Here is a 23,443-nt window from a genome sequence, read left to right as displayed (position 1 = left end):
GGGTCAGCGCGAGTCGTCCCGGGGTCGGAGCAGGACCACGACCACGAGCGCCGCCGCCCCCAGTGCCAACGCCCCCGCGGCCACGAGGGCCCCGCTCCCGGTTCCGGGTGGGCTCGGCTCGGGGGACGGCGCCGCCAGGGTGGTGCTCGCCGGGGCGGGGCGTCTGGTTCCGGGCCTGCGGACTCCGGTCACGGCCGCCACCGGATCCACCACACCGTGGCCGATGGCGTGGTCGTGGCCGCCGGCCGCGGCGATGGTGGTGTTCTCGATCCTCTCGATCACCTGACGGGCCGTCAGCCCGGGGTGGGCCTGCCGGACCAGTGCGGCGGTGCCCGCGACGAAGGGGGCGGCGAAGCTGGTCCCGCTGATGGGCGCCCGTGAACCGTCGCCGCCCACGACCAGGTCGGAGACCCCGGCGCCGTCGGCGCCCACTGACCGTAGGTCCACGGCCGGGGCGGCGACGTCGACCCACGGTCCGCGCAGCGAGAAGTCGGTGGGACGCCCGGCCGGGTCCACGCCGCCGACCGTCAGGACGTGGTCGTCGTACCAGGCGGGGGAGGCGATGGTCCGGACGCCGGACCAGCCCTCGTCGCCCGGGACGGACGCGTCGGGTCCGGCCGGGTTCTGGTCGCCACAGGTGTCGCCGACGTTGCCGGCCGCCGCGACCACCACCACGTCGTGGTCCACCGCCGCGTAGCGGATGGCGCCGCCGAGGGGGTCGTCCGCGAGCACCGTGTCGGCGGGCACACAGGCGACCTCGGAGATGTTGATGACGTCGGCCCCCGCGTCCACCGCCAACCGGATCGACGTCGCGAGCGTCGTCAGGGTCCCCACCCCGCCACCGGTGCCGACGGGCGCCCCGTCCATGCCGACCCCGTCGCCACTGCCGGGGTCGCCCGCCCGTCCGGCCGCCCGCGAATCGGCGCGCAGGACGCTGCTGGACTGGCGGATCGAGACGATCTCGACGCCCGGCGCGATGCCCGAATGCCCCGTCTCGTCCTCGGCGGCGGCGAGGACACCCGCGACCAGGGTCCCGTGGGCGTCGCAGTCCTCGGTCCCGTTCCGGCCGGGCACCACGTCCCCGGCCCCGCGCACCCTGGGCAGGCGCGGGCCCGGGTTGACGCCGGTGTCGATCACGGCGACGACCTGTCCCTCGCCACGCCCGTGGATCCACGCGTCGCGTAGCTCGGCGGCGGTGGCCGCGGCCGGCGGCGACGACGGAGAGAGCACCGCCGCGGTGGTGCGACACGGCCCGTCCTGGCGAACCGGCCCCGACGCGAGGCCGGTCGCCCGGGGCACCGGGCCGTCGACGGTCGGCGGCTCCACCGCCGACGCGAACGCGGGTGTGCCGAGCTGCACGACGAAAATCGCCAGCGCGACCCGGGCGCCGGCGGAGAACCCGGCGGCGGGTGCCAGGGCGCGTCTCATCGTTGGCGCACGAGTGAGTAGACGTCCATCGCGCCCACCGCCAGCGGCACCACGAGGCAGATCGAGATCGCCTCGACGACCCCCACCGCACGAAGGGTGGCAGGGGAGGGGTCGACGTGGGGCAGGACCGAGGCCGCAACCACGACGGCGACCGCGACGGCGACTGCGGCGGGTACCACCACCCCGACCGGCGACGCCAAGGACAGCGCGGCGCCCACCAGGACCCCCGCGGCGAGCACCAACGCCGCCGCGAGCAGCACCGTGGTGTGGACGCGGTCGGAATAGCCGAGACCGCGCAGGACGAGGACCACGATGAGCACCAGGGCGAGCGGCGCCGCCCAGCGGCTCGCCGCGTCCCCGGACAGGGCGGTCAGCGCGCCGGACGTGCACACGGTCACGGCCGCGAGCAGCAGTCCGGTCAGCCAGGAGCGGGAGGTGAGGAACCGGTGCCGCAGCGCCTCGGGTGTCGGGAGCTGCCCCTGTGGCCGGCGGGCATCGGCCATCCGGGCGTGGAGGTCGTGGTCGATCTCCTCGAGGTCGCCGTTCGCGACCTCCTCGCCGGGTGCCGGCACGGGCGGGATCGGGATGCGTGCGGCGGACACGGCGAGTCGCGGAGCGGCGGTGAGCAGCAGGAGGCCGACGAGCACCGCCCCGGCCCCGACGGAGCCGGCCGGGATACCGGCCACCGCGACGACCAGCGCCCCGACCGCGCCGACGCCCAGTGCGATCGCCGCGGCGAGGTAACCGGCCGCCATCCCGTATGTCCCGGTTGTCGGACGGAACACGGTGCAGCGCAGAACAGTCGCCACGACCGCGCCGGCGGTACACGCGCCCAGGATTGTGCCGGGCCCGGCGGGCGGGGGCCCCGTGGTCCCGGCGGCGAGGACCGTGAACCCCACGACGACCGACCCCGCGACCGCGTGCGCGGCGCCCGGCGCGGGGGTACGGCGCAGGGCGATCACCGCGGCCAGGCCGAGCAATGCCAGCACCAGCGAGATCAGTGACGTGAGCAGCCCACCGCGCGCCGACCACTGGATCCCGAGGGCGAGAGCGGCGGCCACGGCGGCGACCCCCGCCGTCGCGGTGGCGGTCAACACCGCATCCCGGCGGTCCCAGACCGGGGACCGCGCGACGTCGGGCTCGGTCAGTCCCTGCAGCACGTCGTCGAACAACGGCGCCGGCGTGGGCACCGGGCGGTGGTCCAGCACGAGGATCTCGCCGTCGTGCACGCGCTGTTGCGCAAGCGTCTCGGACACGGCCAGCGGACCCCCGGCCAGGCGGGAGAGTTGCCAGGACCCACCGGTGCCGCCACCCATCCGCGCGTCGGCGTCCACGCCGGAGCCCGGCCCCGCGGCGACACGGACGTGGTCGCGGACCAGGTCCACGACCTCCGGGATCACCGAGACGAGCTCGAGGTGGGCCGGCAGACTCACGTCGACGCGCGTGGACCGGCACACGATCGACACACGCCGCTGATCCAGCGGTTCGACGCCCGCGGCGACCTCACGGACCTCGCTCTGTCGTGTCACTGCCGGACCTCCCACTCCGTGCACCCACCCTGGTCAGCCGTGCCCGACCTCGCCGGTAGGTGACCCGTCAGGACGTGTACTGCCCTAACATCGCCGTTCGATACGCGGATCATTGTCGGCGTCCGGGGTCGTTCGTGGGGGCGTCAACTCGTGGCGCCCGCCGGTCTGCAGCTCGCGAGGGGGTCGGGTCATGGGGGACGTGGTGTTCACGCGTGCCGGGAAAGTCGCCGCGCCGCCGGTGCCGCAGGGGGAGGTGGCGCTGCAGGCGCCGCCGGACCTGCCGCGCCCCACCCCGCGCCCGCTCATTCAGATAGTGTTGCCCATCGTCCTGGTGGTAGCCGTGGTGGGCATGGTCGTGGTGATGATGCGCACCGGGATGATGCGTAATCCCATGTTCCTGCTGTTCCCGGTGATGATGGCGGTCTCGGCGGTGGGCATGCTCGCCGGCAGCCTCGGCGGCGGCGGCAAGACCGTCGAGACCGACGAGCTGCGCAAGGACTATCTGCGCTACCTGGGCCAGACCCGGGACACGGTGCGCGGGACGGCCGCGGCGCAGCGGGCGGCCGCCCTGTGGCGCCACCCGGATCCGGTCGAGCTGCCGGCGATGGTCGGAACCGCCCGCATGTGGGAGAGGAACGACGACGACCCCGACGACCTCACGCTCCGCGTCGGCCCCGGGCGGCAGTCGCTCGCCACCCCGCTCAGGGTGCCCGACACCGGTCCGGTCGACGACCTGGAGCCGGTCTCCGTGGTGAGCATGCGGCGCTTCGTCCGGGTGCACTCGGTGGTCGATGACCTGCCGGTGGCACTCGAGTTGCGGGCGTTCGCGGCACTGTCGCTGGACGGAGAGGTGGCCACCGTGCGTTCGGCGGTCCGCGCGATGCTCGCGGGGTTGGTCCTGTCCCACGGCCCGGGCAGGGTGCGGGTCGCGGTGGCCGCGAGCGAGGGGGAGGCCCGGCGGGCGTGGGAATGGCTCAAATGGCTTCCCCACCATGAGCATCCGGTCTACACCGACGGCGGCGGGCGGGTCCGTCTCACCGAGTTCTCGTTGGCCGGGGTGGAGTCCATGCTCGGCTCCGAGATCGCCGAGCGTCCGACGTTCTCGCCGAGTGCGGCGCAGGTACCGGGACGGGCACACCTCGTGCTCGTCGTCGACGGCGTCGGGGTGACCGGCGCCGAGCGGATCCTCGCAGAGGACGGACTCGACGGCGTCACCGTCATCGAGGTCTCCGGCAGCCGCGCGGGGCAGCTGCGCGACCTCGCCCTGCGCCGCGGCCTGTGTCTGCGGGTTGACGACGACGGCGTCGCCCGCATCCGCACCGACAGCGGCGACGAGGACATCGCCCGGGTCGACGCGATGAGCCCTCCGGAGGCGGAACGGCTCGCCATGGCGCTGTCCCGCTACCGCCCCGCGGACACGGTCACCCATGCCGACGGCTCCACCACCACCCGGCGCGCACCCGGCCTGCCGGACCTGCTCGGGATCGGGGTGGCCACACAGGTCGACCCGGCGGTCGCCTGGCGACGTCGCGGTGAGCGCGACCGCCTGCGCGTCCCGGTGGGGGTCAGCCCCGACGGGGCGCCGGTCGAACTCGACCTCAAGGAGGCCGCGCACGGTGGCATGGGGCCGCACGGGCTGTGTATCGGTGCCACCGGATCCGGGAAATCCGAGTTCCTGCGCACGCTCGTCCTGGGGCTGGTGGCGACGCACGACCCGGACGCGCTCAACCTCGTCCTGGTGGACTTCAAGGGCGGCGCCACGTTCCTGGGACTGGAGCCGCTGGCCCACGTGGCCGCGGTGATCACCAATCTGCAGGCCGAGATCACGATGGTCGACCGGATGCGCGACGCCCTCGAGGGCGAGCTCACCCGGCGCCAGGAGATGCTGCGCGCGGCGGGGAACTACGCGAACGTCGGCGAGTACGAGGCCGCCCGCGCCAGGGGGGCCTCGCTCGACCCGCTGCCCGCCCTGGTGATCGTCGTGGACGAGTTCACCGAGTTGCTCTCCTCGAAGCCGGAGTTCGCCGAACTCTTCCTGACGATCGGCCGACTGGGTCGAAGCCTGCACATCCACCTGCTGCTGGCCTCGCAGCGGCTCGAGGAGGGGCGGTTGCGCGGGCTCGACAGTCACCTCTCGTATCGCATCGCCCTCAAGACGTTCTCGGCCACCGAGTCACGCACCGTGCTGGGGGTGACCGACGCCTATCACCTGCCCGCGACCCCGGGTGCCGGCTACCTCAAGGTGGACGCCGGCGACCCCGTACGGTTCGACGCCGCCTACGTCTCCGGACCGTACCGGCAGGACCGGCGACTGGACGGTTCGTCCGTCGCGACCCCGGCCGCCCGGGCGACCGTGCGGCCCTTCACCTCGTGGTACATGCCGGTGCCGGCGCCGGCACTGCCACCGGTCGACGACGCCGCCCTCGCCCCGCCCACGCCGACAGACGACGACTCGGCGAGCCTGCTCGACGTGCTGGTCGGAAGGCTCACCGGGCATGGCCGACCGGCCCACGAGGTGTGGCTGCCCCCGCTGGCCGAGGGTGCGCCACTCGACGCGGCGGTGGCCGCCGAGCCCACGGGCGCCGGACAGGCGGGCCCGGGGGGCGGGCCGGCGGCGCTGCGGTTCCCGCTCGCCGTGGTGGATCTGCCGTTCGAGCAACGTCGCGCCACCTGGTCGGTGGACCTGTCGGGTGCGGACGGCAACGTGGCCGTGGTGGGCGGGACGCGCGCCGGGAAGTCGACGACCCTGTGCACCCTCGTGCTGTCCGCCGCGGCCACGTCCGAGCCCGACCGCCTATCTGTCTACATCGTGGACCTGGGCGGCGGGCTTCTCCGGTCGGTCGCCTCGCTGCCGCACGTCGGCGGCGTGGCCCAGCGAGGTGACGAGGAACGGATCCGTCGCACGGTCGCCGAGGTCGACGCCGAGCGGCGCCGCCGGGAGACCGCGTTCCGCGAGTCGGGCATCACCTCGGTCGAGCAGGCTCGTCGTCGCACGGTCGATCGGGCCGGACGGCCGGTCGCGGAGTTCCCGGACGTCCTGCTCGTCGTCGACGGGTGGCAGGCGCTGCGCACCGAGTACGAGGACCTCGAGCAGGTGGTGCTCGGCCTGGCCGCGGACGGACTGTCGTACGGGATCCACGTCGTCCTGTCCGCCGCACGCTGGGCCGATCTGCGGCCGGCACTGCGCGACGCCCTCGGTACCCGGGTCGAGTTGCGGCTGGGTGACCCCACCGATTCGATGATCGACCGGCGGGCGGCGATGGGCGTGCCGGTGGCACCGGGCCGGGGGTTGACCCGCGACCGCGAGCACATGCTGGTCTACCAGCCCAGACTGGACGGCCGCGTCGACCCCGGCGGCATCGCCGACGCCACCGCTGACGCCGCGCGGCACCTGGCGGCGCGATGGCGCGCGCGGGTCGGGGACGTGGGCGCGGCGCCGGTGCGCATGCTTCCCGAGGTCCTGCCCTACGAGCAGGTGGCGAGCCTGGCCCGCCCCGGGCCGGACGGTGGCCGCACCCGACTGCCGCTCGGGCTCGACGAGTCCGACCTCACGGTGGCCTACGCCGACCTCGAAGCCGATCCGCTGATGCTGGTGTTCGGCGATTCCGAATGCGGCAAGACCTCTGTGCTCCGGTCGCTGGCCCGGGGGCTCGTCGCCGGGAACGATCCCGCCCACGCCAAGCTCATCGTGGCGGACTACCGGCGTTCCATGCTGGGGGAGTTCGACGACACATACCTGGCGGGCTACGCCGCGACCGAGGGCGCGTTCGTGCCGATGGTCGAGCATCTCGAGCGCATCCTCGACGAGCGCATGCCGGGTCCGGATGTGACGCCGGATGAGCTGCGGTCGAGGTCCTGGTGGAGCGGCCCGCGCATCACCCTGCTCGTCGACGATCTCGATCTGGTGATCACCGGTGCCGGCAACCCGTTGCAACCGCTGGCCCGATTCCTTCCGCACGCACGGGACATCGGACTATCGGTGGTGCTCGCGCGTCGGAGCGCGGGTGCCTCGCGCGCGATGTACGACCCGTTCGTCAGCAGGATCCGAGACCTCGGCGGCGCCGGGCTCATCATGTCGGGCAGCCGTGAGGAGGGACCGCTGCTGGGCGGCGTCCGCCCGGGCCCGCTACCCGCCGGACGCGGAAGGTTCGTCACCCGCGACGGCGGTGCGCGCCTCGTGCAGACCGCACTGGCGAAGCCGGGGCCGACCGCATGACCGGCTCGGCGCCGGGAACCGCGGCGGCCACCGCGACCGGCCCGGTGGCCGGGGCGGGCCGGAGCGACGGTGCGGTGCTCGCGGTGGACCTCTCCTGCTCCGGACTGGCGGTCGCCTCGGCTGCGGCGTCGGTGGTGTTGGACCCGGTCGTCGCACCGGTGTCCGTCCTGGCCGCGATGGACGGTTCCTCGTTGCCACCGGGCGGTGATCGCCTCGAATGCTCGGAGAGGTCGGAGGCGGCGGCCGCGCGGTTCCCGGATCGCTGTCTCGCCGACCCGGCCCGGACAGTGCACCGGAGTCGGGTCGACGTGGCCGGCCTGTCCGTCCCCGTGGCGGAGCTGCTGGCCGCCCCCGTCGCCCGGGCGTTGCGGTGGTCGGGCGACGCGGGGGAGGACGTCGTGCTCCTGGCGCCCAGTGACTGGGGGGTCAGCCGGACGAGCCGGCTCACGGCCGCTGTCCGCGATCTGGGAGTCGAGGCGCGCGTGGTCAGGTCGGCGCTGGCCACGGCGGAGGCCTTGTCGTCGTCGTCCTCCCGCTGGGCCGTCTGTGTGGAGACCTGCCGGACCCGCACGACGGTGGGACTGGTCGAGCGCACCCGCGCCGGGCTCACCCTCGTCGACCGGGCGGTGGTTCATCGCCGGGACCCCGCCCGGGACGGCCTCGTCGACGACGAGGTGCGGCGGATCCTCGACGCGATCGCCGAGGTGCGGCGGAGGCGTCGCGAGGCCGGGACCGGGTCCACCGAGGTGTTGGCCCGCGGCCGGCTCGCCGAGCGGGTCGTCGACGCCTGTGACCGGGCGAGGCTGCTGTCGTTCGTGGTGCCCCCGATCGCCCCGGCGGACGCGGCCTCGCGGCTCTACGCGGCCTGGTGACCAGACCGGGCCAGGTTTCTTCGAATAGGTGGAACCGACCGGGCACACGGGTGCGTCGAACACTGTGACGGACCCAAGAGGCATCCGCACGACTACAGGGGAGGCAGACATGACCGGTTTCAATACGCATATCGGGACCATGGACACCGCGGCCAAGAGGGTCGATGAGGTCAACATGGAGATCAACCGGCTGCTCGGCAACGTCCGGGATTCCGTGTCCCAGCTGGGCGGCGGTGTCTGGCGAGGCGCTGCCCAGGCCCGGTTCACCCAGATTATGTCCGAGTGGCAGCAGCAGAGCGCCAAGCTCAACCGGGCCCTCGAGGGCATCTCGGAGACGATGCGGGTCAACAGCTCGTCATTCGACGCCGCGGACCAGGAGTCCGCTCAGCTGATCTCCAGGGCCGGCGCCGACGGCCCGCTGAAGTTCTGATCCACCCACACCTTCGAACGGGGAGAACCGACATGACCTCAGGACAGATCACCTACAACCACGGCTCGATCGACGCGCTGGTGGGGCAGGTATCGCAGGCCTCCGTCCAGCTGCGTGGCACCCTGGACGACCTCAAGCAGTACCTCGCTCCGCTCGTCGCCGAGTGGGAGGGCGACGCCGCGGTGGCCTATCAGATGCACCAGAAGGACTGGGACCAGGCGGCGGCCGCGCTGCAGGCGATGCTCGCCGAGATCTCGCAGGCGGCGAATCAGGGCAACCAGGGGATGGCGGACGCCGACCGTCTCGCCGCGCGGGGCTGGGGCTGAGCCGGCGCACGCCCTGCGAGGGGCCCCTCACGCCGGTGCCCAGTGTGTCGGCGTGAGGGGCCTCGTCCTCGTTGTGCTGCCGACATCGAGCGGACGCCACGGGCCCACGCGCCGCCCCTGAGAGGGCCTGCACGGATGCCGACAACAGACAGATCTGTCTATGGTGGGGTCATCCCCTCGAGAAAGGACATCCGATGACTCCGCTCAGTGTGAGCCCCCGGTGGCTGCATGACCATCTGAACGACGAGAACCTCGTCGTCGTCGACGCCACCAACCATCTCCCCGTCCCCACCGACGGCCCCTACGTCCCCGAGTCCGGCGCGCAGACCTACCGCGCCGAGCACATCCCCGGCGCGCTCTTCGCCGACCTGTTGGGCGACTTCGCGGATCCCGCTGCCGCCGAGCCCTGGACAGCACCCGACCACGAGCGGTTCGCCGCGGCGGCCGGTGCCCTCGGGATCGGCGACGGTGCCACGGTCGTCGTCTACGACCAGCACGACGGCTTCTGGGCCACCCGTTTCTGGTGGCACCTGCGCTACGAGGGCTTCGATCAGGTGACCGTCCTGGACGGCGGGCTCCCGGCGTGGAAGGCCGCGGGCTTCGAGGTCACCGACGTGGTCCCCGAGCCGACGCCGCGCACCTTCACCGGGACGCGACGACCCGGGTTGATCCGGTCGACCGACGAGGTCGCCGCGAACCTCGACGACGAAGGGACCGTCCTGGTCAACGTCCTCGACGAGGCCACCTACCGCGGCGAGGTCGACACCTACGCGCGCCGGGGGCACATCCCCGGCAGCATCAATCTTCCCGTGTTCACCCTGCGTGATCCGGCATCCGGCGCCCTGCGGCCGGTCGAGGAGCTGCGGGCGGAGTTCGAGAGCGCCGGACTGCTCGACACAGACATGCGCGTCGTCACCTACTGCGGTGGCGGCATCGCGGCGACGGGCGTGGCCCACGCGCTCGCGCTCGCGGGCCGCGATGATGTCGCGATCTACGACGGCTCGATGACCGCATGGGCCGGGAACCCGGAACTGCCGCTGGTCACCGGCGAGAGCCCTCGCTGACGGCGGAGCGTCCGCCGGATCGGGATCGGTCGCGATCTGGCAGGCATCGGCCGAGAGGCTACCTGCCGGATCGCGACGGGATCTCTCCGATCACGACGACGATATTACGAATCGCGACCGATCCGTCGATGCACGGGCGCGACCGCCCTGGGCGGCGGGTGATCGGGTCGGCGGATGAGGGACTCAGCGGCTGCCGGCGAACGCCTGGGCCAGGCGCGAGATCTTCTGCGCCCGGGCCAGCCGCGGCAGGTCCGAGCCGTCGCGGCAGCGCTCGCCGCCGGGGCCCAGCTCGTCGATCACGGACTCGGCCCACGAGACATCGGCGGCCGACGGCGCCAGCACCTCGTTGATGTAGGGGGCCTGGTCCACCCGCAGGCACAACTTGCCGGTCATGCCCATCTCGACGGCGTGCTCGGCGGCGTCCATGAGAACCCGCGTGTCATTGGAGATGGTCGGACCGTCGATCGGCGGGGCCACGCGTGCGATCCGGCTGGCCACCACGAACTGCGAACGGGTGTAGGCCAGCGCGATCTGCGACGAGCCGATGCCGGTGTCGCGGCGGAAGTCGCCCACCCCGAACGCCAGCCGGACGACCTGCTCGGACGCCGCGATCTCCGCAGCCTGGGCAAGACCGTCCGCCGATTCGACCAGGGCCACGATCGGGGTGTCCGGCGCCAGCCGGGCGGCCGTGAGAGCGACGTGCTCGGGGTTCTCGGTCTTGGCCAGCATCACGCCGTCCAGCCCGGGGCAGTGGCCCAGCGCCATGAGGTCCTTCTCCCACTCGGGGGAGCGGACGTCGTTGATCCGGATCCAGGCGTGGTTGCCGGCCTCGAGCCACTGGCGGACCTCGCGACGGGCGCGCTCCTTCTCCGACTGGCGGCAGCCGTCCTCCACGTCCAGGACCACGACGTCCATCTCGGACTGTACGGCGGCGTCGAAGCGTTCGGACTTGTCGGCCGGCAGGAGCAGCCAGGAACGGGCGATCGTCGGCGGGATGGTCGACATGGGGCTCATCGGTACCGGTCATCCTTTGCTCGAGTGGTGTCGCTCGGTGGACACTTCACGATACGCGGAGCGTGCTCCACCACCACAAACGGGAACAGGTTCCTACATGTCGGGAGCGGTAGCCAACTGGATGAGATTGCCGCAGGTGTCGTCGACGATCATCGTCCACACCGGCCCCGTCTCGGTCGGTGGCTGCACGATCCGGGCGCCGCGCTCCTTCAGCTCGGTGTGCACCCGCTCGATGTCGTCGACCTCGAACTGCGCGGCGGGGATGCCGTCGGCGTGGAGCGCGGAGGTGTAGGCGCTCGCCGCGGGATGCTGGTCGGGCTCGAGGAGTAGCTGCGTGCCGTCCGGTGCGCCGGGGTCCACGACGGTCAGCCAGCGGTACTCGCCGGCCGGGATGTCGTACTTGACGGCGAACCCGAGCACGTCCGTGTAAAAGCGCAGTGCGCGTCCCTGGTCGTCGACGTGGACGGAGGTCATGGTGATGCGGGGCATGTACCCGAGCCTAGAGCCGTCCTGGCAGGCACCGGGTCGTTCTTCGCGAGGCGCACCGGCGCGTCGGTGGCGGCGTGCCCCGCGGCGTCAGGCTGGTGACAGAACGTGTCCTCATCAACCTGGGGAGTTATTGACTGCGCGACGGTCGGGGTCCACTCTTTTCTGGTGACCACCCCAGCGCCCGCCGCCAGCGCGACCCCGTCAGCGCCCGCTATCGAAGCCGAGAACCTCGTGAAGAGATTCGGCGATTTCACCGCGGTCGACGGCATCTCCTTCTCCGTCCCCACCGGATCGGTGCTGGGTCTGCTCGGCCCGAACGGGTCCGGCAAGACCACGACCATCCGCATGATGACCACGCTGAGCCCGCCCACGTCCGGAACCGCCCGCGTGGCCGGGTACGACGTCCTCCGCCGGCCCGCCGAGGTCCGCAAGGCCATGGGGCTCACGGCGCAGGCCGCGACCGTCGACGAGTTGTTGACCGGGCGAGAGAATCTCCGTCTCATCGGGGACCTGTACGGACTGCCGAAGAAGTCGGTCAAGGCCCGCGCGGACGAGCTGCTCGACAAGTTCTCACTCACGGACGCCGCCACCAGGGTGGCCAAGAGCTACTCCGGCGGGATGCGCCGCCGGCTCGACCTCGCGGCCAGCCTCGTGGCGGCGCCGCCGGTGCTGTTCCTCGACGAGCCGACCACCGGTCTCGATCCGCGGTCGCGCAACGAGCTGTGGGACGTCCTCCGGGGTCTCGTGCGGGACGGCACGACGCTGCTGCTCACCACGCAGTACCTCGACGAGGCCGACCAGTTGGCGGACAACGTGATCGTGATCGACCACGGCAAGGTCATCGCGGAGGGGACGCCACTGCAGCTCAAGGACCGGTCAGGTGCCGCGAGCCTGGTGATCACCGTGTCCCGGCCCGAGGACGTGGACGGCGCGGCACGGGTGCTCGCCGGACGAATCGAGGAGTATCACGTCGACCATGACTCGCGCCGGATCACCGCGCCGTCGGAGGGGGTGTCGGCACTGGCGGGCATCGCCTCCGCGTTCTCCGAGGCCGGCATTGAACTCGACGACATCGGACTGCAGCGCCCGAGCCTCGACGACGTCTTCCTCTCCCTGACCGGCCGCAGGGCCGAGGAGCCCGAGGCTGACGCGTCGAACGTCGGAGACGGCCGGGACGAGACCACCGAACAGGAGCAGCGGGCATGAGCACCGTAGTAGACCCCACCGCGGACGCGTCCGCCTCCAGGGCGTTCAGCGTCCCGGCCCGGCCGGACGGGCCCTCGTTCGGGCGCCAGGTATCGGCGCTGGTGCGCCGCAACCTCTTCCATATCCGTCGGCAGCCGGAGAACCTGGCGGACGTCACCATCCAGCCGGTGATGTTCGTGCTGCTGTTCGCGTTAGTTTTCGGCGGTGCGATCGCGGTCTCGAGCGGCGACTACCGCGAGTGGTTGCTGCCCGGGATCATGGCGCAGACCATGGCGTTCTCGTCGTTCATCGTGGCCTCGGGCCTGTGCAACGACCTGAACAAGGGGATCATCGACCGCTTCCGCACGTTGCCGATCCAGCGTTCCTCGATCCTCATCGCGCGCAGTGCCTCCAGCCTCATCCACTCGTCGATCGGCGTGGTGGTCATGTCGTTGACCGGCCTGCTCGTGGGGTGGCGGATCCACACGGGGATTATCGACGCGTTGCTGGGCTACCTCGTGCTGGTGGGCTTCGGCTTCGTGATGATCTGGATCGGCATCGTGGTGGGCTCGCGGCTCAAGACGATCGAGGCGGTCAACGGCGTCATGTTCACCACGACGTTCCCCATCACGTTCCTGGCCAACACGTTCGCGCCGCCGGAGTCGATGCCGACGTGGCTCCGCGCGTTCGCGGAGTGGAACCCGCTGTCGTCGGTGGTGCAGGCGATGCGCCAGCTGTGGGGTAACGCCCCGGCCGTCGGGCCGGACGCGGCGCTCCCGCTGCAGTACCCGCTCGCGGCGTCCCTGATCTGGATCGTCGGCCTCACGGTGATCATCGCCCCGATCGCCATCAAGGCCTTCGACGCCCGCACTCGCGACTGATCTCGCCGCCACCGCTGATTTCTGCCACGGCCGAGTTCCGCGCGGGTCCCCGCTGCGGCGGGCGACTACTCGCCGTCAGGCAGGCCCTCCGCGGCCGCGGCCAGTTCACGCAGCGCCTCGAGATGACCGGCGAAAGCGCGCCGGCCGTCTCGGGTCAACGACAGCCACGTCCGCTGACGCCCGGTGTCGCCCCTGGCCTTGGACGTGGTGGCGAACCCGGCGTCGGTCAGGGCCTTGAACTGCTTGGACAGCACCGAGTCGGCCACGCCCAGCTCGTCACGCACCGTCCCGAACTCCATCGATTCCACGGGCGCGAGCAACGCGCAGATCCGCAGTCGGTGCGGGGCGTGAATGGTCTCGTCGAATCGCGGTGTCGGCCGGCGGTCCCTCACCGGCGCGCCTCGGGGGCGGTGGCCGCGCCGGAGCGGATCTCGGCGCGCATCGCCGCGTCCATCCCGCGGCCCAGCACGATTGTCCCGACGAGGATCACCACGACGAGCAGCGCGGTCGTCCACCCGGGCAGGCCGCGGTCGGTGAAGGACGGCACCAGCGAGATCCCGACCACCGCGACGACCATCACCAGGTAAGCGAACCACCAGCGCAAGGAGACGGGGCCGAGGTTCCGGATGTCCACCCACAGCCCCGTCACGCGTTGGTAGGCGGAGACCAGCAGGCCGATCGCCGCGGCGCACGCCACGGCGACGGGGATCCGGACGGCATTGTGCAGGTCGAGCGCCCCCACCAGCACGAGCGCGGCGAGGATCGTGCCGAGTGCCGGGTGGTACCACCACGGGGTGATCAGCCGGTCGGCGACGGAGCTGCGGGTCGCTGCCACGTCGGCCAGGGCGTCGCGGGGGTCATAGTCGGGGCGGGGACCGTTGTCTCTTTCCATGATGGAAACAGTAGGGGTTCATTTCCGTTTCCGCAACGGAAAGTAAATGTCGAGGCGACGGCCGGGCCGGCCACGGCTACCGCGCGGACGACTGCGCCGGCGATGGCTGCGCCCACGACTGCGCCCACGACTGCGCCGACGACTGTGCCGACGACGACAACGGCCGGCGCCCGCTATGCGGACACCGGCCGGCGGTGGTGAGGCTGCGCCGATCAGCGCTTCTTCGTGGGGGATACGCGGATCGTGATGCTGCCGACCACGGGCTCCACGCCGGCATCGTCGACGAACGTCAGCGGCACCTCGATGTCCTCGCCGGAGGTGATCGACCCGAAGTCGGGGATCTGCTCCCACTCGGCGGTCACTGTCATGCCGCCTGTCGACTTGGCGGGGTAGCGCACGTTCATGCCCACGGGGATCCAGCGGTGCGTGGTGGGCACGGTGGCCTCGGCGAGCATGCCCATGGCGAACTCGGCGAGGTTGCACGCCGCGATCACGTGGAAGGTGCCGATGTGGTTGCGGTTGCCCCACCAGCCCGGCCCGCGTACGACGCAGCGCCCGGGGCGCATCTCGGTGACGTGCGGTAGGGCGGTGCGGAAGTAGGGCGCCTTGAGGCTCACCGCGGCCGTGAACAGGCGGGAGCCGAAGGGGAGACGGTTGGCCTGCTGCCACAGCCTGTAGGTGGCGGTGCTCGCGGCGGCGCTGACGGCGGAGGTGGGGGAGCTGTTGGTCACGACGACGAGGTTACCCGCCAGTAAGTTCTGTGCCTAGACCGAAGCCCCGTCCTGACTTGCGCGTCGGCCCGGCCAGTGGTCGACATGCCCGGCGAGGTGCCGACGCGGGCGTGAGTTCGGACCGGGCCGCGTCAGCCCAGGATCTGGGTGCCCGCGCGCAGCAGATCGTGCAGGTGGTCCTGGTCCGCGCCCGGTTCGTCGATCCACAGTCGATACGCCGACAGGGCGATCCCCAGAGCGGCGTGGGCGGTGGCGGCAGGGATCAGGTCGTCGACCGACTCGCCGCGGCGGTCGGCCACGAAGCCTGCGACCGCCCGCCGCCAGTCCGCGTAGACAAGCGTCGAATGCGCCCGGAGCTCGTCGACGGTGAGCAGGAGACGCATGCGGACGCGGTGCACCTCGGTCTGCGAGTCGGGGAACGTGTTGAACGCGACGAGGGCGTCAGCGAGCGCGTCGCGCAGGGGAGTGGACTCGGGCACCGCGTCGAGGTAGTCGAGCATCAGGTGGATCTGCTCACCGAACTCGCCCCAGGCGATCGCCGCCTTGCCCGGGAAGTAGCGGAACAGTGTCCGTCGCGAGATGTGCGCGGCCTCTGCGATCTGGTCGACGCTCGTGGACTCGTACCCGCAGCGGGCGAAGAGCGCGAGCGCGACCTCGACGATCGAGGCGCGCGTGGTCGACGGGCGGCGGCCCGGGGTGCGCCCCTCGACCCTCTCCTGCGGCTCCATGGGAGGAGTTTAAATCAGAAACCGTTGCAAGTGGCACCAAGTGCCAATATGATGCAGATCTCACCAGTTCGTGGTGAGACATCCCCATGCGCAGACGAGAGGACACGCAATGGAGAACACGCAGAACACCGAGGTCGTGCTGGAGGAGGCCCTCATCGAGGAGGTCTCCATCGACGGCATGTGCGGGGTCTACTGAGATGACCTCCGCAGCAGCGCCGGCCGGCGCCGAACAGGAAGCCGCCCCGGCGGCGTTCGATCTCGACGCCGGCTGGCGCCTGCACCCCGGGGTGGCGCTTCGGCCCGAGCCGTTCGGGGCATTGCTCTACCACTTCCACACCCGCAAGCTCAGCTTTCTCAAGTCGCCGACCATCGTCGAGGTGGTCCGCACCCTTGCCGATCACCCCTCCGCGCGCGCGGCCTGCGCTGCCGCCGGGGTGCAGATCGATGATCCGGGTACCGCGCGGCTGTATCTGCACGCGCTCGGCCAGCTCGCCGCCTCGCGCATGATCGAGGAGACCTCATGACCAGCATGCTCGACCGTCCCGCAAGTCCAGCTCCCGTCGGCCGCCTGGTCGACCAGTTCGAGCGTGGACTCGACGCCCCCATCTGCCTCACCTGGGAACTCACCTACGCCTGCAACCTCGCCTGCGTGCACTGCCTCAGCTCGTCCGGTCGCCGCGACCCGCGCGAACTGAGCACGGAGCAGTGCAAGGCGATCATCGACGAGCTGCAGAAAATGCAGGTCTTCTACGTCAATATCGGTGGCGGTGAGCCGACCGTCCGCCCCGACTTCTGGGAGCTCGTCGACTACGCGACCAGCCACCAGGTGGGCGTCAAGTTCTCCACCAACGGTGTGCGCATCGACGAGGAGGTGGCCCGCCGCCTGGCCGCGAGCGACTACGTCGACGTGCAGATCTCGATCGACGGTGCGACCGCCGAGGTCAACGACGCCGTCCGTGGGCCGGGCTCGTTCGACATGGCCTGCCGCGCACTGCAGAACCTCAAGGACGCGGGCTTCCGCGACTCCAAGATCTCGGTCGTGGTGACCCGCGAGAACGTCTCCCAGCTCGACGAGTTCAAGGCGCTGGCCGACAAGTACGACGCGACCCTGCGGATCACCCGGTTGCGTCCGTCCGGCCGTGGCGCCGACGTGTGGGACGACCTGCACCCGCTTCCGGAACAGCAACGCGAGCTGTACGACTGGCTCGTCGCCCACGGCGAGAACGTCCTCACCGGCGACAGCTTCTTCCACCTGTCGGCGTTCGGCGACGGCCAGGGCTCGCTGCCCGGCCTCAACCTGTGCGGCGCCGGCCGCGTGGTCTGCCTCATTGACCCGATCGGTGACGTGTACGCGTGCCCGTTCGCCATCCATGAGCAGTTCCTCGCCGGCAACGTGGTGTCGGACGGCGGCTTCGAGACCGTGTGGCAGACCTCCGAGCTGTTCCGGGAGCTGCGCGAGCCACAGTCCGCCGGGGCCTGCTCGGCCTGCGACTTCTACGACAGCTGCCGCGGCGGCTGCATGGCCGCCAAGTTCTTCACCGGACTGCCCATGGACGGGCCCGACCCGGAGTGCGTCCAGGGCTACGGCGAGGGACTACTCGCCGCCGAGCGCAACATCCCCGCGCCGTCCCAGGACCACACCCGGCCGATGGGTCTCGCGGCACGGAAGCAGCCCACGGGCCCGATCCCGTTGACCCTGGTCACCACGCCGCCGCGCAGGCCCACCAGCCTGTGTGACGAGTCCCCGATCTAGGCCGCACCGGTACTGACGCGCCCCGCCGCCCCGCCGCCCCGGGCCTCGCCCGGCGGCGGTGGGGCGACCCGGGGCGTGCCGGCCCCCTGAACTTTCGACAACCCCAGAGAAGGAGGCACGCCCGTGTCCCGCCTGTCCAAGATCGCCGAGGCCAACCCCTGGCGGCAGAACCCCTGGTTCGAATCCGTGGCCGTGGCCCAGCAGCGCGCCAAGAAGAAGCTCCCCAAGAGCGTGTACATGGCGCTCGTCGGCGGCAGTGAGGCCGGAGTGACGCTGCGCGACAACATGGATGCGTTCAGCGAGCTGGAGCCCAAACCGCACGTGATCGGCGCGAAGCAGGACCGGGACTTGGCGACCACCGTCATGGGGCAGCCGATCAGCCTGCCGGTGATGATCTCGCCGACCGGTGTCCAGGCCGTGACCCCCGACGGAGAGGTCGACGTCGCCCGTGCCGCGGCCGCCCGCGGCACCGCGATGGGCCTGAGCTCGTTCGCCTCCAAGCCCATCGAGGAGGTCATCGCGGCGAACCCGCAGACCTTCTTCCAGGTGTACTGGCTCGGCGGCAAGGAGAGGGTCCTCGAGCGCCTCGAGCGTGCGAAGGCGGCAGGCGCCGCGGGCGTCATCCTCACCACCGACTGGTCGTTCTCGATGGGCCGTGACTGGGGCAGCCCGGCGATCCCCGAGAAGCTCGACGCCAAGGCCATGCTCACCATGGCGCCCGAGATCGCCGTGAGCCCGCGGTGGGCCATGGAGTGGGCGCGCGACGTGATCACCAACAAGCGGTTCCCGGACCTGACCACCCCGAACCTGGTCAACCAGGGCGAGATGGGGCCGACCTTCTTCGGCGCCTACGGCGAGTGGATGGGCACCCCGCCCGCGACGTGGGACGACATCGCCTGGGTCGTGGACAACTACGACGGCCCGGTCATGCTCAAGGGCATCACCCGCATCGACGATGCCAAGCGCGCTGTCGACGCCGGCGTGAAGGCGATCTCGGTCTCGAACCACGGCGGCAACAATCTCGACGCCACCCCGGCGTCGATCCGCTGCCTCGCGCCGATCGTCGACGAGGTCGGCGACCATGTTGAGGTCCTGCTCGACGGCGGCATCCGCCGCGGCTCCGATGTGGCAAAGGCTCTCGCCCTCGGTGCTCGCGCGGTGATGATCGGCCGCGCCTACCTCTGGGGCCTGGGTGCCAACGGCCAGGCGGGTGTCGAGAACGTGCTCGACATCATGCGGTCGGGCCTGGACTCCAGCCTCATCGGGCTGAGCAAGTCGTCCATCTCGGAGCTGAATCGCGACGACTACCACATTCCGGACGACTTCGTGCGGCGCCTCGGCGCCTGATGGCGGCATTCCGCCACCCCTGTTCGCAACAACTGTAGAGAAAAGGACAACCCCTCAATGGGAGACTTCGACGGCAAGGTCGTCTACATCACCGGTGTCGCTCGCGGCCAGGGCCGCAAGCACGCCATCCGCTTCGCCCGCGAGGGCGCCAAGATCATCGGCATGGACCTGTGCGACGTACCGTCGGAGTACGTCAAGTACCCCACGGCGAACAAGGACGACCTCGCCACGACCATCGAGCGGGTCGAGGCGGAGGGTGGCGAGATCTTCACGGAGATCGGCGACGTCCGTGACCTGGCGTTCCAGCAGGATCTCGTCACCCGGGGCGTCGAGCGCTTCGGCGGCCGCCTGGACGTCGTGATCGCCAACGCCGGAATCTGCAACTGGGGCAAGGTCTGGGAGATCGACGAGCAGCAGTGGAACGACACGATCGACATCAACCTGACGGGGTACTGGAAGACCCTCAAGGCGTCGATCCCGCACATGCTCGAGGCCGGTAATGGCGGGTCGATCGTCCTGGTCAGCTCGGTCGCCGGCCTCAAGGCGATGCCGGTGCAGTCGCCCTACTCGGCCTCCAAGCACGGCGTGGTGGGACTGGCGCAGACCGCCGCCAAGGAGCTCGGGGAGCACAACATCAGGGTCAACACGATCCACCCGTACGGCGTGCTCACCCCGATGGGGGCCGACGACCCGGACGCGCACGCGGTGTTCAATGATCAGCCCCAGTTCCTGCCGCATTTCACGCCGATCCTCGGCATGGGAATGGCGACGACCGACGACATCTCGGACTCGGTCATGTTCCTCGCCTCGGACGCCTCGCGCACCATCACCGCCTCGACCTTCACCGTCGACATGGGCGCGATCAAGGTCTGAGCCGACATGACGGGTGCGTCCGGTGCCGCCGCGTCGGCCGGCCGACAGGTGCTCGCCGTCCTCCCTGTCGGCGCCACTGAGCAGCACGGACCACATCTGCCGCCCGAGACCGACACCCTGCTGGCGACCGCGGCCGCCCGGGTGCTCGGAGAGTCCGCGGGCCGTGGCGCGGATGCCGGCGCCGGATTCGGTGTCGGTACCGACGTCGAGGTCATGGTGCTCCCCGCCCTCGCCTACGGGGCGAGCGGGGAGCACCAGTCCTTTCCGGGGACCGTGTCACTCGGGACCGACGCGCTCGCCGAGGCGGTGCTGGAGCTCGGTCGGTCGGTGTCCACCTGGGCGGATCGGCTGCTCGTGGTCAACGGTCACGGCGGAAACGTCGAGGCACTGCGCCGGGCGGTCACCCGCCTGCGATACGAGGGGCGCGACGCGGCCTGGCTGTCCTGCCGCACCTCCGAGGATCCCGCGGACACCCACGCCGGCCACGCGGAGACCTCACTCATGCTGCATCTCCACCCGGGCCTCGTCCGTGGCGAGCTCGCCGAGCCCGGCTGCACCGATCCGCTGCCACAGATCCTCCCGGCGATGCGCGACGGCGGGGTGGCCGCGGTGAGCAGCAACGGGGTCCTCGGCGATCCCACCGGGGCAACGGACGTAGAGGGGCGTCGCCTGTGGGGCCTACTCGTGGCCGACGCCCGCCGCAGACTCGACGCCTGGCAGCCCGGACATGCGGATGGGATGCTGCGATGACCCGGCCCGCCGGGTCCGCGAGCCCCGCGTACCCCGGCCCCGCCCCGGTCTGGCTCGACCGTCGGACCAGCGTCCTGCGCCGTGGGCAGGCCGTTCGGATCCTGGGCGGGGACCCGGTCACCCTGGTCACGCCCTCGCCGACGGCCGCCGCGCTCCTGGATCGCCGGCGGGTGATCGATACCGGCACCCCGGCCGGAGCCGCGCTGGCCAGGGCCCTGACGGATCGGGGGATGGCCCACCCTCTGGTCGACGGCTCGGCTGTGAACGGCGCTGTACAGTGCGGCGCTGCTGAGCGCGGCGCTGCTCAGTCCGGCCGCACCGCCACGGCCCGCGCCCTGGACGACGTGACTGTGGTGGTGCCGGTCCGCGACGACGCCGCCGGGGTCGCCGCCCTCGCGGAAGCTCTCGGTCCGGAACTGGCCCGGGGGATGCGTCTCGTCGTCGTCGACGACGGCTCCGCCGTCCCACTGACCGCACCGGCGTGCCCGCCCGGACCCGCGCCGGTGGTCCTGCGCCACGACTGCTCGCGGGGGCCCGCCGCCGCCCGCAACGCCGGGACGGCCGCCGCGGTGGAGGCCGGCGCGCGGGTCGTGGTCTATCTCGACGCCGACGTCCTGCCCCGGCCCGGTTGGCTCGACATCCTGCTCGCGCACCTCGACGACCCGCTGGTCGCCGCGGTCGCTCCGCGCATTATCGCGGCCGAACCCGGCCGGTTCTGGGTGCGTGGTTACGAGACCGCGCGGTCGGCGCTGGACATGGGCACCGACCCGGCGCGGGTCCGGCCGCGCACGCGGGTGCCGTACGTGCCCAGTGCGGCGCTCGCGGTGCGCCCCGACAGGCTCCCGCCGCCACCGGGCGGGGGAGGTCAGGGGCCGTTCGACGAGCGGCTGCACGTGGCCGAGGACGTGGATCTGTGTTGGCGCACCAGCGCCGCGGGTGGGCGCGTGCGGTACGAGCCGGCGGCCCGCGTCGCCCACCGCCACCGCACGACGCTCGCCCCACTGCTGGCCCGGCGCGCCTATTACGGCCGCGGCGCGGCGCTGCTCGAGGACCGACACGGCCCCGCGGTGGCACCCGCGGTGGCCTCGTCGTGGTCGCTCACCCTGGCTCTCGGGGTGTGGAGCGCGACGCCGGCGGGACTGGTGCTCGCGGCCGGCGCGGCGGGCCGGGCCTGGTGGCGCACACGCGGCCTCACCGGTGACGGTCGCGCCGCCGCCCGGCTCATCGCGCGCGGGTCAGCCGCCTCGGTCCGGCAGTTGCCCGAGGCTCTTCTACGCCCGTACTGGCCGGTCACGGCCGCGGTGCTCCTCGCCGCAGCCCCGTCCGGCTCCCGCGTAGCGAAGGGCCTGCGTCGCCGGCTCCTGGCGGCCGCGGTGGTGGACGGACTGTGGCACTGGTGGTCGGCGCGCGAGCCGGGTTCGCTGCCGGTCGACGAGCCCCTCGGCCACGTGGTGCTGCGCCGCCTCGACGACATCGCCTACGGGGTCGGCGTGTGGCGTTCGGCGTGGGACGCCCGCTCGCTCGGCGCCCTCCGTCCGGAGTTCAGGCGGTGAGAGCCGACGTCGTGGTGGTGGGGGCCGGCCCGGCCGGGTGCGTGATGGCACGCCGGCTGGTCGAGGCCGGTGCGGACGTGGTCCTGCTCGAGGCCGGCGACCACGTCGCCTCGCCGCGCGCGGGGCTGCTCGACGTGGGGCCGGACTCGCCCGTGGTCACCCGGCATCGCGCCCGGCTCGGGGACACGGTTCTCGACCTCCCGCGTGGCCGAACCCTCGGCGGGTCCGGCGCCGTGAACGGCGGATACTGTGTCGCGGCGCGCCCGTCCGACCTCGTGGCGTGGGGGCCGGACTGGCCGCGACGGTATGCGGTCGGACTGGCGCGCGCTGCCGAGCGACTCCGCCCGACGCTGGCGCCGATGGACCCGGTCGCCGCCCGGGTCGCCGCCGCGTTCCCGGGGCGGGTGTCGGCCGTCGCCCAGGCGCGTCGGGGTGAACGGCGCGTGACGGCGTTCGACGCCTGGGATCCGCCCGGCGCGGGGGTGAGCGTGCGGGCCGGGGCGCGCGTGGCGCGGCTGAGCTGGGCCGGCGGCGCGGTGGGCGGGAGGTGCGACGGCGTCGTCCTCGCCGCTGCGAGCGGCAGCGCCGGGGGAGGCGACGACGACAACGCCGCCGGCGAGGTGGTCACCACCGACCTGGTGATCCTGTGCGCCGGGACGATCGGTTCAGCCGCCCTCCTCCGGAACTCGGGGCTGGGGGAGTCGACGGGGCACCCGGTGGGAGAGCGCGTCCAGGAGCATCCGGAGGTCCTGCTGGATCTGCCGGCCGGGATCGCGGCGGGCCGGTTCTCTTCTCACGGGGTCACCGCCTACAGAAGCGTTGCACCCGGCGACGCCGCCCTCGTGCCACTGCTCTCCCACGTCATCCGCCTCGGACTCGAGGGGACTCCCGGGCCGACCGGGTCCGCCGCGCCCGAGATCGAGGTGCGGCCGTACGCCGTCCCGCTGAACGATGTCATCCCGGGAGTCGATCCGATGCCCCTGCGCGTGGGGGTCGCTCTCATGAACCCCCTCGGATACGGCCGGATCGATGCGGACGGCACGGTGTGGCTACCGGATGATCCGCGGGACATCGCTGCGCTGTCCGCCGCGGCCGCGATCGTCTCGGACCGGCTCGGGCTGGGGGAGGCGGAGCAGGTGCCGTCGACGTCCCAGCACCTCTCCGGGTCGGCCCGGATCGGTGAGGTCGTCGATCACACCGGTCGCGTTCTGGGCGTCGACGGGCTCTACGTCGCCGACGCGTCGGTGCTGCCGACCCTCCCGCGATGCGGGCCGTACTACACGGTCCTGGCGGTTGCCGAGGTCCTCGCCGCCGGGCTGACAGCCGAGCGGCCGTGGTAGAACTCTTCAGTGGAACACGTTCCATCGACGGGGTGGGCAGCG

The 23,443-nt window shown here is 72.0% G+C and carries 23 protein-coding genes; 15 read left to right on the top strand and 8 right to left on the bottom strand.

Annotated elements, in window-relative coordinates; genetic code table 11:
- Positions 1-3: 3 nt before the first annotated feature.
- Complete coding sequence (gene mycP, locus ACWIFB_RS12460) at positions 4-1,428, bottom strand: type VII secretion-associated serine protease mycosin (protein WP_454058397.1); 1,425 nt, start codon at positions 1,426-1,428, stop codon at positions 4-6.
- Positions 1,425-2,957 (bottom strand): type VII secretion integral membrane protein EccD, encoded by a 1,533-nt coding sequence (gene eccD / locus ACWIFB_RS12455; RefSeq protein ID WP_454058396.1) that lies wholly within the window; start codon positions 2,955-2,957, stop codon positions 1,425-1,427. Before eccD ends, mycP begins: the two co-directional genes overlap by 4 nt.
- A 190-nt stretch (positions 2,958-3,147) precedes the next feature.
- Between eccD and eccCa the strand changes: the two genes are divergently transcribed.
- From eccCa to ACWIFB_RS12430, 5 genes are all read left to right on the top strand, one after another.
- On the top strand, positions 3,148-7,173 hold the full coding sequence (gene eccCa, locus ACWIFB_RS12450; RefSeq protein WP_454058395.1) for a type VII secretion protein EccCa: 4,026 nt from the start codon (positions 3,148-3,150) through the stop codon (positions 7,171-7,173).
- The gene (locus ACWIFB_RS12445) at positions 7,170-8,045 is read left to right on the top strand and encodes a hypothetical protein (RefSeq protein ID WP_452098621.1); all 876 of its coding nucleotides are present in this window, start codon (positions 7,170-7,172) and stop codon (positions 8,043-8,045) included. Before eccCa ends, ACWIFB_RS12445 begins: the two co-directional genes overlap by 4 nt.
- 109 nt (positions 8,046-8,154) lie before the next feature.
- Positions 8,155-8,475 (top strand): WXG100 family type VII secretion target, encoded by a 321-nt coding sequence (locus ACWIFB_RS12440; RefSeq protein WP_452098622.1) that lies wholly within the window; start codon positions 8,155-8,157, stop codon positions 8,473-8,475.
- Between the two features lie 32 nt (positions 8,476-8,507).
- Entirely contained in the window at positions 8,508-8,801 is a 294-nt protein-coding gene (locus tag ACWIFB_RS12435; RefSeq protein WP_295651525.1) for a WXG100 family type VII secretion target, read from the top strand.
- A 194-nt stretch (positions 8,802-8,995) separates the two neighbouring features.
- Complete coding sequence (locus ACWIFB_RS12430) at positions 8,996-9,865, top strand: sulfurtransferase (protein WP_454058394.1); 870 nt, start codon at positions 8,996-8,998, stop codon at positions 9,863-9,865.
- 183 nt (positions 9,866-10,048) lie between these two features.
- On the opposite strand, the gene ACWIFB_RS12425 is transcribed toward ACWIFB_RS12430, so the two are convergent.
- Complete coding sequence (locus ACWIFB_RS12425) at positions 10,049-10,870, bottom strand: HpcH/HpaI aldolase/citrate lyase family protein (RefSeq protein WP_230928648.1); 822 nt, start codon at positions 10,868-10,870, stop codon at positions 10,049-10,051.
- A gap of 102 nt (positions 10,871-10,972) precedes the next feature.
- Positions 10,973-11,368 (bottom strand): VOC family protein, encoded by a 396-nt coding sequence (locus ACWIFB_RS12420; protein WP_454058393.1) that lies wholly within the window; start codon positions 11,366-11,368, stop codon positions 10,973-10,975.
- Between the two features lie 165 nt (positions 11,369-11,533).
- On the opposite strand from ACWIFB_RS12420, the gene ACWIFB_RS12415 reads away from it, so the two are divergent.
- Together ACWIFB_RS12415 and ACWIFB_RS12410 are read left to right on the top strand one after the other, a co-directional pair.
- The gene (locus tag ACWIFB_RS12415) at positions 11,534-12,574 is read left to right on the top strand and encodes an ATP-binding cassette domain-containing protein (RefSeq protein ID WP_452098625.1); all 1,041 of its coding nucleotides are present in this window, start codon (positions 11,534-11,536) and stop codon (positions 12,572-12,574) included.
- The gene (locus ACWIFB_RS12410; RefSeq protein WP_454058392.1) at positions 12,571-13,434 is read left to right on the top strand and encodes an ABC transporter permease; all 864 of its coding nucleotides are present in this window, start codon (positions 12,571-12,573) and stop codon (positions 13,432-13,434) included. Before ACWIFB_RS12415 ends, ACWIFB_RS12410 begins: the two co-directional genes overlap by 4 nt.
- A gap of 65 nt (positions 13,435-13,499) precedes the next feature.
- Here ACWIFB_RS12410 and ACWIFB_RS12405 read toward each other — a convergent pair whose 3' ends face one another.
- From ACWIFB_RS12405 to ACWIFB_RS12390, 4 genes are all read right to left on the bottom strand, one after another.
- Positions 13,500-13,826, bottom strand: a complete 327-nt coding sequence (locus ACWIFB_RS12405) for a transcriptional regulator (protein ID WP_452098627.1) — start codon at positions 13,824-13,826, stop codon at positions 13,500-13,502.
- A complete protein-coding gene (locus ACWIFB_RS12400; protein WP_454058391.1) occupies positions 13,823-14,326 on the bottom strand; it encodes a hypothetical protein in 504 nt (167 codons plus the stop codon). The genes ACWIFB_RS12405 and ACWIFB_RS12400 overlap by 4 nt, the downstream gene beginning before the upstream one ends.
- Positions 14,327-14,538: 212 nt before the next feature.
- Positions 14,539-15,057: a hotdog fold domain-containing protein gene (locus ACWIFB_RS12395; RefSeq protein ID WP_452098630.1), complete on the bottom strand. Its 519-nt coding sequence runs from the start codon at positions 15,055-15,057 to the stop codon at positions 14,539-14,541.
- Positions 15,058-15,188: 131 nt separating this feature from the next.
- Positions 15,189-15,785, bottom strand: coding sequence for an acyl-CoA-like ligand-binding transcription factor (locus ACWIFB_RS12390; RefSeq protein WP_452098631.1), 597 nt, complete (start codon positions 15,783-15,785; stop codon positions 15,189-15,191).
- A 109-nt stretch (positions 15,786-15,894) separates the two neighbouring features.
- Here ACWIFB_RS12390 and mftA point away from each other — a divergent pair, with 109 nt between their 5' ends.
- From mftA to mftG, 8 genes are all read left to right on the top strand, one after another.
- Complete coding sequence (mftA, locus tag ACWIFB_RS12385) at positions 15,895-15,981, top strand: mycofactocin precursor MftA (RefSeq protein WP_067716580.1); 87 nt, start codon at positions 15,895-15,897, stop codon at positions 15,979-15,981.
- 1 nt (position 15,982) lies between these two features.
- A complete protein-coding gene (gene mftB / locus ACWIFB_RS12380) occupies positions 15,983-16,309 on the top strand; it encodes a mycofactocin biosynthesis chaperone MftB (protein ID WP_452098632.1) in 327 nt (108 codons plus the stop codon).
- Positions 16,306-17,538, top strand: a complete 1,233-nt coding sequence (gene mftC, locus ACWIFB_RS12375) for a mycofactocin radical SAM maturase (RefSeq protein WP_452098633.1) — start codon at positions 16,306-16,308, stop codon at positions 17,536-17,538. The genes mftB and mftC overlap by 4 nt, the downstream gene beginning before the upstream one ends.
- 123 nt (positions 17,539-17,661) lie before the next feature.
- A complete protein-coding gene (mftD, locus tag ACWIFB_RS12370; RefSeq protein ID WP_454058390.1) occupies positions 17,662-18,885 on the top strand; it encodes a pre-mycofactocin synthase MftD in 1,224 nt (407 codons plus the stop codon).
- Between the two features lie 57 nt (positions 18,886-18,942).
- Positions 18,943-19,758: a mycofactocin-coupled SDR family oxidoreductase gene (locus tag ACWIFB_RS12365; RefSeq protein WP_230928187.1), complete on the top strand. Its 816-nt coding sequence runs from the start codon at positions 18,943-18,945 to the stop codon at positions 19,756-19,758.
- 6 nt (positions 19,759-19,764) lie between these two features.
- On the top strand, positions 19,765-20,508 hold the full coding sequence (mftE, locus tag ACWIFB_RS12360) for a mycofactocin biosynthesis peptidyl-dipeptidase MftE (protein WP_454058389.1): 744 nt from the start codon (positions 19,765-19,767) through the stop codon (positions 20,506-20,508).
- Positions 20,505-22,061 carry a mycofactocin biosynthesis glycosyltransferase MftF gene (gene mftF / locus ACWIFB_RS12355; protein ID WP_454058388.1) on the top strand — a complete coding sequence of 519 codons (1,557 nt, stop codon included), beginning with the start codon at positions 20,505-20,507 and terminating at the stop codon, positions 22,059-22,061. Before mftE ends, mftF begins: the two co-directional genes overlap by 4 nt.
- Positions 22,058-23,401, top strand: coding sequence for a mycofactocin system GMC family oxidoreductase MftG (gene mftG / locus ACWIFB_RS12350; protein WP_454058387.1), 1,344 nt, complete (start codon positions 22,058-22,060; stop codon positions 23,399-23,401). Before mftF ends, mftG begins: the two co-directional genes overlap by 4 nt.
- Positions 23,402-23,443 lie beyond the last annotated feature (42 nt).

It is taken from the genome of Dietzia sp. NPDC055340 (assembly GCF_053645335.1).
This window is presented reverse-complemented; position numbering and strand designations above follow the sequence as displayed.

What these genes read in the sequence shown, in the direction of transcription:
- ACWIFB_RS12425 (WP_230928648.1), bottom strand. Translation starts at nt 10,870, where the DNA reads ATGTCGACCATCCCGCCGACGATCGCCCGTTCCTGGCTGCTCCTGCCG.
- mftF (WP_454058388.1), top strand. Translation starts at nt 20,505, where the DNA reads ATGACCCGGCCCGCCGGGTCCGCGAGCCCCGCGTACCCCGGCCCCGCC.
- eccCa (WP_454058395.1), top strand. Translation starts at nt 3,148, where the DNA reads ATGGGGGACGTGGTGTTCACGCGTGCCGGGAAAGTCGCCGCGCCGCCG.
- ACWIFB_RS12440 (WP_452098622.1), top strand. Translation starts at nt 8,155, where the DNA reads ATGACCGGTTTCAATACGCATATCGGGACCATGGACACCGCGGCCAAG.
- mftB (WP_452098632.1), top strand. Translation starts at nt 15,983, where the DNA reads ATGACCTCCGCAGCAGCGCCGGCCGGCGCCGAACAGGAAGCCGCCCCG.
- ACWIFB_RS12365 (WP_230928187.1), top strand. Translation starts at nt 18,943, where the DNA reads ATGGGAGACTTCGACGGCAAGGTCGTCTACATCACCGGTGTCGCTCGC.
- mftA (WP_067716580.1), top strand. Translation starts at nt 15,895, where the DNA reads ATGGAGAACACGCAGAACACCGAGGTCGTGCTGGAGGAGGCCCTCATC.
- mftC (WP_452098633.1), top strand. Translation starts at nt 16,306, where the DNA reads ATGACCAGCATGCTCGACCGTCCCGCAAGTCCAGCTCCCGTCGGCCGC.
- ACWIFB_RS12410 (WP_454058392.1), top strand. Translation starts at nt 12,571, where the DNA reads ATGAGCACCGTAGTAGACCCCACCGCGGACGCGTCCGCCTCCAGGGCG.
- ACWIFB_RS12400 (WP_454058391.1), bottom strand. Translation starts at nt 14,326, where the DNA reads ATGGAAAGAGACAACGGTCCCCGCCCCGACTATGACCCCCGCGACGCC.
- mycP (WP_454058397.1), bottom strand. Translation starts at nt 1,428, where the DNA reads ATGAGACGCGCCCTGGCACCCGCCGCCGGGTTCTCCGCCGGCGCCCGG.
- ACWIFB_RS12435 (WP_295651525.1), top strand. Translation starts at nt 8,508, where the DNA reads ATGACCTCAGGACAGATCACCTACAACCACGGCTCGATCGACGCGCTG.
- ACWIFB_RS12430 (WP_454058394.1), top strand. Translation starts at nt 8,996, where the DNA reads ATGACTCCGCTCAGTGTGAGCCCCCGGTGGCTGCATGACCATCTGAAC.
- ACWIFB_RS12420 (WP_454058393.1), bottom strand. Translation starts at nt 11,368, where the DNA reads ATGCCCCGCATCACCATGACCTCCGTCCACGTCGACGACCAGGGACGC.
- ACWIFB_RS12445 (WP_452098621.1), top strand. Translation starts at nt 7,170, where the DNA reads ATGACCGGCTCGGCGCCGGGAACCGCGGCGGCCACCGCGACCGGCCCG.
- ACWIFB_RS12390 (WP_452098631.1), bottom strand. Translation starts at nt 15,785, where the DNA reads ATGGAGCCGCAGGAGAGGGTCGAGGGGCGCACCCCGGGCCGCCGCCCG.
- mftE (WP_454058389.1), top strand. Translation starts at nt 19,765, where the DNA reads ATGACGGGTGCGTCCGGTGCCGCCGCGTCGGCCGGCCGACAGGTGCTC.